The organism is Pseudomonas sp. TE3899 (genome assembly GCF_056279105.1).
This window is the reverse complement of record NZ_JBWBQR010000001.1, coordinates 3,609,247-3,621,157: the sequence shown is the minus strand read 5'-3', so window position 1 is coordinate 3,621,157 and position 11,911 is coordinate 3,609,247. Positions and strand designations below refer to the sequence as shown.

The 11,911-nt window shown below is 59.3% G+C and carries 11 protein-coding genes; 9 read left to right on the top strand and 2 right to left on the bottom strand.

Going from position 1 to position 11,911, the window contains the following annotated elements; all coding sequences use genetic code 11:
- Positions 1-61 precede the first annotated feature (61 nt).
- The 8 genes from ACZ89E_RS16660 (at position 62) to rpoS (ending at position 7,284) form a co-directional block, all read left to right on the top strand.
- Positions 62-1,174, top strand: a complete 1,113-nt coding sequence (locus tag ACZ89E_RS16660; protein WP_027924991.1) for an S-(hydroxymethyl)glutathione dehydrogenase/class III alcohol dehydrogenase — start codon at positions 62-64, stop codon at positions 1,172-1,174.
- Positions 1,175-1,270: 96 nt separating this feature from the next.
- On the top strand, positions 1,271-2,116 hold the full coding sequence (fghA, locus tag ACZ89E_RS16655) for an S-formylglutathione hydrolase (RefSeq protein WP_476256078.1): 846 nt from the start codon (positions 1,271-1,273) through the stop codon (positions 2,114-2,116).
- 43 nt (positions 2,117-2,159) lie between these two features.
- Positions 2,160-2,633, top strand: coding sequence for a 2-C-methyl-D-erythritol 2,4-cyclodiphosphate synthase (gene ispF, locus ACZ89E_RS16650; RefSeq protein WP_054047151.1), 474 nt, complete (start codon positions 2,160-2,162; stop codon positions 2,631-2,633).
- Positions 2,630-3,688: a tRNA pseudouridine(13) synthase TruD gene (truD, locus tag ACZ89E_RS16645; RefSeq protein ID WP_476256077.1), complete on the top strand. Its 1,059-nt coding sequence runs from the start codon at positions 2,630-2,632 to the stop codon at positions 3,686-3,688. The genes ispF and truD overlap by 4 nt, the downstream gene beginning before the upstream one ends.
- Complete coding sequence (gene surE, locus ACZ89E_RS16640) at positions 3,676-4,425, top strand: 5'/3'-nucleotidase SurE (protein ID WP_463259535.1); 750 nt, start codon at positions 3,676-3,678, stop codon at positions 4,423-4,425. Before truD ends, surE begins: the two co-directional genes overlap by 13 nt.
- Before the next feature lie 41 nt (positions 4,426-4,466).
- Positions 4,467-5,102, top strand: a complete 636-nt coding sequence (locus tag ACZ89E_RS16635; RefSeq protein WP_173860469.1) for a protein-L-isoaspartate(D-aspartate) O-methyltransferase — start codon at positions 4,467-4,469, stop codon at positions 5,100-5,102.
- Between the two features lie 211 nt (positions 5,103-5,313).
- Positions 5,314-6,171, top strand: a complete 858-nt coding sequence (locus tag ACZ89E_RS16630) for a peptidoglycan DD-metalloendopeptidase family protein (protein WP_476256076.1) — start codon at positions 5,314-5,316, stop codon at positions 6,169-6,171.
- Positions 6,172-6,276: 105 nt separating this feature from the next.
- Complete coding sequence (rpoS, locus tag ACZ89E_RS16625) at positions 6,277-7,284, top strand: RNA polymerase sigma factor RpoS (RefSeq protein WP_054047143.1); 1,008 nt, start codon at positions 6,277-6,279, stop codon at positions 7,282-7,284.
- 459 nt (positions 7,285-7,743) lie between these two features.
- Here rpoS and fdxA read toward each other — a convergent pair whose 3' ends face one another.
- On the bottom strand, positions 7,744-8,067 hold the full coding sequence (gene fdxA / locus ACZ89E_RS16620; protein WP_054047139.1) for a ferredoxin FdxA: 324 nt from the start codon (positions 8,065-8,067) through the stop codon (positions 7,744-7,746).
- Positions 8,068-8,209: 142 nt separating this feature from the next.
- Complete coding sequence (mutS, locus tag ACZ89E_RS16615) at positions 8,210-10,777, bottom strand: DNA mismatch repair protein MutS (RefSeq protein WP_178129017.1); 2,568 nt, start codon at positions 10,775-10,777, stop codon at positions 8,210-8,212.
- A gap of 220 nt (positions 10,778-10,997) precedes the next feature.
- Here mutS and ACZ89E_RS16610 point away from each other — a divergent pair, with 220 nt between their 5' ends.
- On the top strand, positions 10,998-11,732 hold the full coding sequence (locus tag ACZ89E_RS16610) for a LexA family transcriptional regulator (protein WP_149657362.1): 735 nt from the start codon (positions 10,998-11,000) through the stop codon (positions 11,730-11,732).
- Positions 11,733-11,911 lie beyond the last annotated feature (179 nt).

The following is an 11,911-nucleotide window of genomic DNA, read 5'->3' as shown; positions in this document are numbered from 1 at the left end:
TATTCATCGTACGGCGGTGTATTACACTCCTTGTCTCGTTTTTATTCACTGGAGAGTCAGCATGATCAAGTCGCGCGCCGCCGTTGCCTTCGAGGCCAAGAAACCCCTCGAGATCGTTGAAGTCGATGTCGCCATGCCGAAGGCCGGTGAAGTCCTGCTGCGCGTCGTCGCTTCCGGTGTTTGCCACACCGATGCCTATACCTTGTCCGGTGCTGACCCGGAAGGCATCTTCCCGTCGATCCTCGGCCATGAAGGCGGTGCCGTGGTTGAAGCCATTGGCGAAGGCGTGACCTCGGTCGCCGTCGGCGATCACGTGATTCCGCTGTACACCCCGGAATGCCGCCAGTGCAAATTCTGCCTGTCGGGCAAAACCAACCTCTGCCAGGCGATTCGCGCCACCCAGGGCAAAGGCCTGATGCCAGATGGCACTTCGCGCTTTTCCTACAAGGGCCAGCCGATTTTCCACTACATGGGCACCTCGACGTTTTCCGAGTACACCGTGTTGCCGGAAATCTCCGTGGCCAAGATCGCCAAAGAAGCGCCCCTGGAAAAAGTCTGCCTGCTGGGCTGCGGTGTCACCACCGGCATCGGCGCGGTGCTCAATACTGCCAAGGTAAAACCGGGCGATACCGTGGCCATTTTCGGCCTCGGCGGCATCGGTCTGTCGGCGGTGATCGGTGCGGTCAAAGCCAAGGCTGCACGCATCATCGCCATCGACATCAATCCTGCCAAATTCGAGATCGCCAAGCAGTTGGGTGCAACCGATTGCGTGAACCCGAAAGACTTCGACCGTCCGATCCAGGAAGTGATCGTCGACATGACCGATGGCGGTGTCGACTTTTCCTTCGAGTGCATCGGCAACGTGCAATTGATGCGTGCGGCCCTTGAGTGCTGCCACAAGGGTTGGGGCGAGTCGGTGATTATCGGCGTGGCCGGTGCCGGCCAGGAGATTTCCACCCGTCCGTTCCAACTGGTCACCGGTCGCGTCTGGCGCGGTTCGGCGTTCGGCGGCGTGCGCGGTCGTACCGAGTTGCCAAGCTACGTCGAAATGGCCGAAACCGGCGAGATCCCGCTGGATACCTTCATCACCCACACCATGGGCCTGGAAGATATCAACAAGGCGTTTGACTTGATGCATGAAGGCAAGAGCATCCGTTCCGTCATTCATTTTTAAGAGCAGCGCCAAGTTGGAAGTTTCAAGCTGCAAGAGCGTGGGCCTCTGCCTCCTCTAGCAGCTTGAAGCTTGGGGCTTGAAGCTGGGAGCATTCCCATGACTTTGGAAAACATCTCGTGCCAGAAAAGCTTCGGCGGCTGGCACAAACGCTACCGTCACCGTTCCGATGTGCTCGGCTGCGACATGGTGTTCGCCGTGTACCTGCCGCCGCAAGCGGAGCAGGGTGGCAAGCTGCCGGTGCTGTATTGGTTGTCCGGCCTGACCTGCACCGACGAGAACTTTATGCACAAGGCCGGCGCCCTGCGCATGGCCGCCGAGCTTGGGCTGATCATCGTTGCGCCGGACACCAGTCCGCGTGGTGCCGATGTGCCGGGTGATCCGGACGGCGCCTGGGACTTCGGTCTCGGCGCCGGCTTCTATCTGAATGCCACGCAGGAACCGTGGTCCCGGCACTATCGGATGCATGACTATGTCGTGCAGGAATTGCCGGCATTGGTCGAGGCGCATTTCCCGGCGTCGGACAAGCGCGGCATCAGCGGCCACTCCATGGGCGGTCATGGGGCCTTGGTCTGCGCGCTGCGCAATCCGGGGCGTTATCAGTCGGTGTCGGCATTTTCGCCGATCAACAACCCGATGGATTGCCCGTGGGGACAGAAGGCGTTCTCCCGTTATCTCGGGGAGGACCGCTCGAAGTGGCGCGAATGGGATGCCTGCGCCCTGATCGCCGAGGCCGATGAGCAACTGCCGCTGCTGATCGATCAAGGCGATCGCGACGATTTCCTCGCCACCCAGCTCAAGCCTGAAGCCCTGCAACAAGCGGCCAAACTGGCTGGTCATCCGCTGACGTTGCGCCTGCAACCGGGCTACGACCACAGCTATTTCTTCATCGCCAGCTTCATTGACGACCACTTGCAGCATCACGCACGCGCCCTAGGCGCCTAATGCAGGTAGAATCACGCCCTGACAAAAATCGGGGCGTTTTTTTATGCGTATTGGCCACGGCTATGATGTGCACCGTTTCGCTGAAGGCGATTTCATTACTCTGGGCGGCGTGCGCATTGCACACGGCTTCGGGCTGCTCGCTCACTCCGACGGTGACGTCCTGCTGCACGCCTTGAGCGATGCCTTGCTCGGCGCCGCGGCGCTGGGTGATATAGGCAAGCACTTCCCGGACACCGACCCGACATTCAAGGGCGCCGACAGCCGTGTGCTGTTGCGTCACGTCGTCGCACTGATCCATGCCAAGGGCTGGAAAATCGGCAACGTCGATAACACCATCGTCGCCCAGGCGCCGAAAATGGCCCCGCATATCGAATCGATGCGCGCGCTGATTGCCGCGGATCTTCAAGTTGAGTTGGATCAAGTGAACGTGAAAGCTACCACCACCGAGAAGCTTGGCTTTGTCGGTCGCGAAGAAGGCATTGCCGTGCATTCCGTTGCCTTGTTGCTGCGCGCATGAACGAACTGCAACTGCTCGGCCCGCGCGCCTATGGCGACGCGCTCGGCACCGCGATACTGAAAGCCACGGCGGAAGATTTTCAGGTCGACGAAGTCCTCAACATTCCCTTGAGTGGCGACGGCGAACACCTGTGGATCTGGGTGGAAAAACGCGGTCTGAATACCGAAGAAGCCGCACGCCGGATTGCAAAAGCGGCCGGCGTGCCGTTGCGCACCGTCAGTTACGCGGGCCTCAAGGACCGTCAGGCGCTGACCCGCCAGTGGTTCAGCGTACAACTGCCGGGCAAGGCCGATCCTGATCTGTCGGCGGCGGAAAACGACACACTGAAAATCCTCAAGACCGGCCGACACAAACGCAAGCTGCAACGCGGTGCCCATTCGGCCAACGGCTTCACCTTGCGCCTGACCCAATTTGCCGGTGACAAGGCGGCAATCGAAGAGCGTCTGCAACTGATCGCCCAAAAAGGTATTCCGAATTATTTCGGTGCCCAGCGTTTCGGGTTTGATGGCGGCAACGTGGTCGATGCCCGGGCCTGGGCGGCGCGCAAGGCGTTGCCGGAACAGCGCAACGTGCGTTCGCGCCTGCTCTCTACCGCCCGCAGTTTTCTGTTCAACCAGGTGCTGGCGGCGCGTGTCGCCGATGGCAGTTGGCAGCGCGCCCAGGTTGGCGATCTGTTGGCTTTCACCGACAGTCGCAGTTTCTTTCCGGCCGGTGAGGCTGAGTGCAGCGATCCGCGCCTGGCGATTCTTGACCTGCATCCGACCGGCCCGCAGTGGGGCGAAGGTGACTCGCCGACCACGGGCGCTGTCCATGAACTGGAGCAGGCAATCGCCAGCCGCGAAGCAGACTTGCGCGATTGGTTGATTAACGCCGGTATGAGCCACGAACGTCGCATCCTGCGGCTGCCCATTGGTGGGTTGACGTGGCATTATCCCGAGCCTGACATTCTGCAACTGGAATTCGTCCTCCCGGCCGGATGCTTCGCCACCGTATTGGTGCGTGAACTTGTCGATCTGGTGCCGGTGGGGCAGACGGACAGCCCATGCGTATTCTGATTTCTAACGACGATGGGGTAACCGCACCCGGTCTCGCCGCGCTTTATGCTGCGCTGGCGGATTTCACCGAGTGCGTGGTTATCGCCCCGGACCAGGACAAAAGCGGCGCCAGCAGTTCGCTGACGCTCGACCGTCCGTTGCACCCGCAAACCCTGGCCAACGGCTTTATCAGCCTCAACGGCACACCCACTGATTGCGTGCACCTGGGCCTCAACGGCTTGCTGGAGCGCGAACCGGACATGGTGGTTTCCGGGATCAACCTGGGCGCTAACCTGGGGGACGACGTGCTGTATTCCGGTACCGTGGCGGCGGCCCTTGAAGGGCGCTTCCTGGAGCGACCTTCGTTTGCCTTTTCGTTGGTCTCACGGCAAATAGAGAACCTTCCCACAGCCGCCTACTTTGCGCGCAAACTGGTCGAAGCCCATGCTGACCTCCAGCTGCCACCGCGCACGGTGCTGAACGTGAATATTCCGAACCTGCCGCTGGACCACATCCGCGGTATTCAGTTGACCCGCCTCGGGCATCGCGCCCGCGCGGCGGCGCCAATAAAAGTCGTCGATCCACGGGGCAAGTCCGGCTACTGGATTGCCGCCTCAGGGGATGCGGAAGACGGCGGTCCGGGTACCGATTTTCATGCGGTGATGCAGGGCTATGTCTCAATCACTCCACTACAACTGGATCGCACCTTCAATGATGCCTTCAGAAGTCTCGATGGCTGGCTGGAGGGGCTGCGTTAATGTCTCGTGAACAAGACGATATGCTGCGTCGCGGCATCGGGATGACCTCCCAACGGACCCGCGAGCGCCTGATTCAGCGGCTGTATGAAGAGGGGATCTCCAACGCCAAGGTGCTGGAAGTCATCCGCCGTACACCGCGTCACCTGTTCGTCGACGAGGCGCTGGCGCACCGCGCCTATGAAGACACCGCGCTGCCGATCGGCAACAACCAGACCATCTCCCAGCCTTATATGGTGGCGCGCATGAGCGAGCTGCTGCTGGAAGCCGGTCCACTGGACAAGGTGATGGAAATCGGCACCGGTTCGGGTTACCAGACCGCCGTGCTGTCGCAACTGGTGGAGCGGGTGTTTTCCGTGGAGCGCATCAAGGTGTTGCAAGATCGGGCCAAGGAACGCCTGGTCGAGCTGAACCTGCGCAACGTGGTGTTTCGTTGGGGCGATGGCTGGGAAGGCTGGCCGGCACTGGCACCGTATAACGGCATTATTGTGACGGCCGTTGCCACCGATGTGCCCCAGGCGCTGCTCGATCAGTTGGCACCGGGCGGACGCCTGGTGATCCCGGTTGGCTCCGGTGAGGTCCAGCAATTGATGCTGATCATCCGTGAAGAACAGGGCTTTTCCAGGCGCGTCCTGGGGGCAGTGCGCTTCGTGCCGTTGCTCAATGGGCCGCTGGCCTGAGCATTTGTTTTCATGCGCTGAATTCTCTTCGATCGGCCGTGTCTTACAGCGGCATCGATCTGTTAAACGGATTTCATCGTCAGACAGCAAACGTGTGCGCGAAGCGAATTCGCTTCATTAAAGGTAAAGCCTGTACAGCCCGTTATACTTGCGACATTTCGTGCCGGAACACGGCAATCCACATTTTCAGCCACCACAAAGGGAGCGGCGGGTGAGTCTCACAGTCATTGCGCAGCGTATGGGTACAACAAGCTTTCAGCGCCTGGTGACTGGCCTTGTCCTGAGCACGTTGCTGGTCGGTTGCTCCAGCACCAAGTCGAGCACCGTCGGCGTAGTGGATCGCAACAACAGCGTCGCCCAGCGTCCGGCAGTGACCACGGGTCAGTATGTCGTTCGACCTAAAGACACCCTGTTCTCCATCGCTTTTCGCTACGGTTGGGACTACAAAGCCCTCGCCGCCCGGAACAATATTCCTACGCCCTACACGATCCATCCGGGTCAGACGATTCGCTTCGATGGTCGTACCGGTTCAACGCCGACGGCGGTCGTCAGTTCGGCAAATTCAACGCCTTCATCGTCGCTGAAAACCACGGTAATCCGGCGCCAGCCGAATGGCGTAACGACCAGTACAGCGGTGGTTGCACCGTCCGTCGCGAACAAGCCGGCACCCGCACCACTGCCTCCTGCAGGCCCGGCCCCGACCGGCTGGGGGTGGCCTTCTAATGGCATATTAATTGGAAAATTCTCTTCAAACGGTAGTTTGAATAAAGGAATTGATATCGCCGGGGATTTGGGACAGCCTGTTTTAGCTGCGTCTGATGGGACGGTGGTATACGCCGGGAGTGGCTTAAGGGGCTACGGCGAATTAGTCATCATCAAACACAGCGACACCTACGTCAGTGCCTACGGACATAACCGCAGGCTGTTGGTTCGGGAGGGGCAGCAGGTCAAAGTCGGACAGACAATTGCCGAAATGGGGTCAACGGGAACAGACCGGGTGAAACTGCATTTTGAGATTCGCCGACAAGGTAAACCTGTAGATCCGCTGCAATTCCTGCCACGTCGTTGATTTGTTGTCAGCCTGTTCCGTCACGTAGAGGGGACAGGCTCCAGCGTTGCCAAGGATAAAGGCGCCGCTTGAGCTTGGGGTCGAACTCACCAAAGGACTATAACAATGGCTCTCAGTAAAGAAGTGCCGGAGTTTGACATCGACGATGAGGTTCTCCTTATGGAGACCGGCATCGCTACGGATTCGATGTCGAATGATGAAGGGGCTGCTCCACCTTCCGTTCGTGCCAAATCCAAACACTCCGCTTCGCTAAAGCAACACAAGTACATCGACTACACGCGGGCACTCGATGCCACGCAGCTGTACCTCAATGAAATCGGCTTTTCACCACTGCTCTCTCCGGAAGAAGAAGTTCATTTTGCGCGCTTGTCGCAAAGTGGCGATCCGGCCGGGCGCAAGCGCATGATCGAAAGTAACCTGCGGCTGGTGGTGAAAATCGCCCGACGTTACGTCAATCGTGGCTTGTCGCTGCTGGACCTGATCGAAGAGGGCAACCTCGGGCTGATCCGGGCCGTGGAAAAGTTCGACCCCGAGCGCGGCTTTCGCTTTTCGACCTACGCAACCTGGTGGATTCGTCAGACCATCGAGCGCGCGATCATGAATCAGACCCGGACCATCCGGTTGCCGATCCATGTGGTCAAAGAGCTCAACGTGTACCTGCGGGCTGCACGGGAACTGACGCAAAAGCTCGATCACGAACCCTCACCCGAAGAAATCGCCAACCTGCTGGAAAAACCGGTAGGCGAGGTCAAGCGCATGCTGGGCCTGAACGAGCGGGTTTCTTCGGTCGACGTCTCGCTGGGTCCGGATTCGGATAAAACCCTGCTGGACACCCTAACCGACGATCGTCCAACCGATCCATGCGAACTGCTGCAGGACGATGACCTGTCCCAGAGCATCGATCAGTGGCTCTCGGAGTTGACCGACAAGCAACGCGAGGTGGTCATACGCCGCTTCGGCCTGCGCGGTCACGAGAGCAGTACGCTCGAAGATGTAGGCCTGGAGATCGGTTTGACCCGGGAGCGGGTCAGGCAAATCCAGGTGGAAGGCCTTAAGCGACTTCGAGAGATTCTCGAGAAGAACGGCCTGTCGAGTGAGTCGCTGTTTCAATAAGGCATTCACTCAACGGCACCCAAAAGCCCCGACTGGTTCGGGGCTTTTTGCTGTCTGGTAGAAATCTCGGGTTCGTAGACTCGCGCTGTAAGACTTTGCTTACTCTTTCGTAAGTGTTCGTTATTTTTACAGGTTGGCAGTTGTCTATTTTGTCTGCGGCACGAATTTAAATTACTGTTTTATAAGGTTATTTTGTTTTGTTTCGAGCATATGACAAGCCGTTTCAGCCGTGAAGGGCGGTTGCTCATGCCGGGGAATTCTCTAGTATCTGGGGTGTGTCGACGGATAGACACGCCCTTCAAGGATGAGGGGAAAGGACATCGCAGGACGCGATTCATCAGGACGATGAAAAGGAATACAGGGAATAGGGAAATATGTGGGCGGGTCAAACCGCCCTTTTTTTTGCCTGCAGAAAAACAAAAAGGCCCGCGAGGGGCCTTTTCAAGAACGCGGGGTCAATCAGCGTTCGAGGTCTTTGATCTTGCCTTTGACGCCATCCCACTCTTCGGCATCGGGCATCGATTCTTTCTTCTCGGTGATGTTCGGCCAGATTTCGGCGAGCTCAACGTTCAGCTGAATGAATTCCTGCATCTCTTCCGGGACTTCATCTTCGGAGAAGATAGCCACGGCCGGGCATTCTGGTTCGCACAGTGCGCAGTCGATGCACTCATCCGGGTGAATCACCAGGAAGTTCGGGCCTTCGTAAAAGCAGTCCACCGGACAGACTTCTACGCAGTCGGTGTACTTGCACTTGATGCAGTTGTCGGTGACGACGAAGGTCATTTCTAATTTTCTCCTCAGGCGGCGGCAGCGGAGCCCCTTCACGTTGGGGTCGCCAGGTTCGGGAGCGATAGTCTGCTGGCCAGGCTATGAACCAGCAGCATCCCAAACCGCGCGAGATTCTAACAGCTTGCAGGCAAGTGCGTTAGATCCGTGTCTTTAGTGTATAGAGCATTTCGAGTGCGCGACGCGGACTCATATCGTCCAGGTCCAGTTTGGCCAGTTCGTCCAGCACCGGATGCGGCAGGCTGGCGAACATGTCGCTCTGCTGCGGCGCGGCCGGTTTGCCTTTGACGGGCTTCGGAACTTCGTGGGGCAGGGCGGTGGCTTCCAGGCGACCCAGGTGCTCGCGAGCACGCACGATCACTTCGCTCGGCACACCGGCCAACTGCGCAACGGCCAGGCCGTAGCTTTGGCTGGCGGGTCCCGGCAGCACGTGGTGCAGGAACACGATGCGTTCGTTGTGCTCGGTGGCGTTCAGATGCACGTTGGCCACCAGTGGCTGGGCTTCCGGCAACACGGTCAGTTCGAAGTAGTGGGTCGCGAACAACGTGTAGGCGCGCAGGTGCGCCAGACGCTCGGCGGCGGCCCAGGCCAGGGACAGACCGTCGAAGGTGCTCGTACCGCGTCCGACTTCGTCCATCAGCACCAGGCTGCGTTCGGTGGCGTTGTGCAGGATGTTCGCGGTCTCGCTCATCTCGACCATGAACGTCGAGCGACCGCCCGCCAAATCGTCGCTGGAACCGATCCGGGTGAAGATGCGATCCACCAGCGACAATTCGCAACTGGCCGCCGGCACGAAACTGCCGATGTGCGCCAGCAACACGATCAATGCGGTCTGACGCATGTAGGTGGATTTACCGCCCATGTTCGGACCGGTGATCACCAGCATGCGGGTGTTGTCGTCGAGGCTCAGGTCGTTGGCCACGAACGGCGTGCTCAGCACTTGCTCGACCACAGGGTGACGACCCTGGCTGATGCGCATGCACGGCTCGTCGACGAAGCGCGGGCAGTTCAGGTCGAGGTTCAGTGCGCGTTCGGCGAGGTTGCTCAGCACGTCCAGCTCAGCCAGGGCGGCGGCGGTGTCCTGCAACGGCGGCAATTGTGAAATCAGGTCTTCGAGCAGCGCTTCGTAGAGCATCTTCTCGCGGGCCAGGGCACGGCTCTTGGCTGACAGCGCCTTGTCTTCAAACGCCTTCAGTTCCGGCGTGATAAAGCGCTCGGCGCCCTTGAGCGTCTGGCGACGGATGTAGTCCGCCGGCGCCGACTCGGCCTGTTTGCTCGGCAACTCGATGAAGTAACCGTGAATGCGGTTGTAGCCGACTTTCAGATGCGACAGGCCAGTGCGAGCCTTTTCGCGTGCTTCGAGGTCGATCAGGAACTGCCCGGCGTTTTCGCTGAGCGATTGCAGGTCGTCGAGCTCGGCGTCGTAGCCGGTTTTCAACACACCGCCGTCACGGATGACCGCCGGCGGGTTGTCAATAATGGCTTTTTCCAGCAACGCCGCCAGTTCCGGGTAGGTGCTGGTGGTCGCGGCCAGTTGGATGATGTGCGGGGCTTCGAGCTCGGTCATCGCCACTTGCAGCTCGGGCAGTGCGCCGAGCGCATCGCGCAGACGCGCCAAGTCGCGAGGACGGGCGTTACGCAAACCGATCCGCGCCAGAATCCGCTCGATGTCGCCGATTTCCTTGAGCTGTGGTTGCAGCTTTTCGAAACGGTAGCCGTCGAGCAGGCAAGTGATCGACGTCTGACGCGCCAGCAGCACGGTCAAGTCCCGCAACGGACGGTTCAACCAACGGGTCAGCAAGCGGCTGCCCATGGCGGTCTGGCAGCGATCGACCACCGATTGCAAGGTGTTCTCGCGCCCACCGGCCAGGTTGGTGTCCAGTTCCAGGTTGCGACGGCTCGCGCCGTCCAGCACCACGGTGTCGTCCAGGCGTTCATGACGCAAACTGCGCAAGTGCGGCAGGGCGGTGCGCTGGGTTTCCTTGGCGTAGCTGAGCAAGCAACCGGCGGCGCCGATGGCCAGGGTCAGGTTCTCGCAGCCAAAGCCTTTAAGGTCTTGGGTCGAGAATTGTTGGCAGAGACTTTTCAGCGCCGTATCGCGCTCAAAATCCCACGGCGCCCGACGACGAACCCCACGGCGTTTTTCCGCCGGCAGATCCTTCGGCCAGTCATCCGGGATCATCAGCTCTACCGGGTTGACCCGCTCCAGCTCCGCCAGCAGGTTTTCCCAGCCCTTGATTTCCAGCACGGTGAAGTTGCCGCTGGTGATGTCCAGCACGGCCAGACCGAACAGACGCTCGTCACCCAGCACCGCCGCAATCAGGTTGTCCCGACGCTCATCCAGTAACGCCTCATCACTGACCGTACCCGGGGTGATGATCCGCACCACCTGACGATCCACCGGCCCCTTGCTGGTGGCCGGATCGCCGACCTGCTCACAGATCACCACCGACTCGCCGAGCTTGACCAGTTTCGCCAGGTAACCTTCGGCGGCGTGGTAAGGAATCCCACACATCGGAATCGCCTGGCCCGCCGACTGCCCACGGGCCGTCAGGGTGATGTCCAGCAACTTGGCGGCCTTCTTCGCGTCTTCATAGAAGATCTCGTAGAAGTCACCCATGCGGTAGAACATCAGCTGGTCGGGGTGCTGATTCTTCAGGCGCCAGTATTGCTGCATCATCGGCGTGTGTGAGGACAGATCGGAGATAGCTTTATTCATCGGAAATCAGGAAAACTCGTTGAAAGGTGTAGGGCAAAGGAGGGGCATCGGCCCGGCTTTTCCGCGATGGGCGCAAGGTTAACATGAGCGGTCTGCCGGACGCAGGCATGAAAGGCCCAAGACCCATTGCGCTTTTATTGACGTTTTATGCGCTATTTATGCAATTATGCATTTGTTTTCCGGGAAAAGTTCAAGCACTATTCGCGTTATGCAAAAACGCAATGTTTCTTCAGTCTTAAGAGCGCTGCTCGATCAGCACGGGATCTCCCCTACGGAGCTTCACCGTCGCACCGGCGTGCCTCAATCCACACTCTCGCGCATTCTCAGCGGGAAGATCGTCGATCCTTCGGATAAGCACATCTCGAAAATCGCCGAGTACTTCGCCGTGAGCACCGATCAATTGCGCGGGCGCGCGGATGTCGCGCCGGCCGCCGGTGCGGGGCGCGAGTCCATACATTCCGAACTCAAGGACATAAGCTTGTGGGACGACGATACCCCCGTCGATGACGACGAGGTGTCGGTCCCCTTTCTTCGCGAGGTTGAATTGGCTGCTGGATCAGGAAGATTCGTCATCGAAGAAAGCGAGCGCTCCAGCTTGCGCTTCGGCAAGCGCAGTCTGCGTCACAACGGCGTGCAGTTCGACCAGGCCAAGTGCGTGACGGTACGGGGCAACAGCATGTTGCCTGTCCTGCGCGATGGCGCCACCGTCGGCGTGAATGCCGGTAAATGCGGGATTGGCGACATCGTCGATGGCGACCTGTACGCCATCAACCATAACGGCCAACTGCGGGTGAAACAGCTTTATCGCCTGCCCACCGGTATCCGCCTGCGCAGCTTCAATCGCGACGAGCATCCGGACGAGGACTACACCTTCCAGGAAATCCAGGAAGAGCAGATCGTCATCCTCGGTCACGTATTCTGGTGGGGCATGTACGCCCGCTAACCCAACCGCTGTCAGATAAAACCCGCCACCCGGCGGGTTTTTTTTCGCCTGTCGAAAACGGCCAACGCCTTGGCTGGCGGGGCTTCCATGCGCTTGTGCATTTGTTGCGCATAAATAAATGCATTTATGCATTGACTGTATATGCATCCATGCATATTCTTGTCTCAAGCCGCTCAACA

Coding starts and splice junctions, on each gene's coding strand:
- ACZ89E_RS16660 (WP_027924991.1), top strand. CDS start 62: ATGATCAAGTCGCGCGCCGCCGTTGCCTTCGAGGCCAAGAAACCCCTC.
- fghA (WP_476256078.1), top strand. CDS start 1,271: ATGACTTTGGAAAACATCTCGTGCCAGAAAAGCTTCGGCGGCTGGCAC.
- ispF (WP_054047151.1), top strand. CDS start 2,160: ATGCGTATTGGCCACGGCTATGATGTGCACCGTTTCGCTGAAGGCGAT.
- truD (WP_476256077.1), top strand. CDS start 2,630: ATGAACGAACTGCAACTGCTCGGCCCGCGCGCCTATGGCGACGCGCTC.
- surE (WP_463259535.1), top strand. CDS start 3,676: ATGCGTATTCTGATTTCTAACGACGATGGGGTAACCGCACCCGGTCTC.
- ACZ89E_RS16635 (WP_173860469.1), top strand. CDS start 4,467: ATGACCTCCCAACGGACCCGCGAGCGCCTGATTCAGCGGCTGTATGAA.
- rpoS (WP_054047143.1), top strand. CDS start 6,277: ATGGCTCTCAGTAAAGAAGTGCCGGAGTTTGACATCGACGATGAGGTT.
- fdxA (WP_054047139.1), bottom strand. CDS start 8,067: ATGACCTTCGTCGTCACCGACAACTGCATCAAGTGCAAGTACACCGAC.
- ACZ89E_RS16610 (WP_149657362.1), top strand. CDS start 10,998: ATGCAAAAACGCAATGTTTCTTCAGTCTTAAGAGCGCTGCTCGATCAG.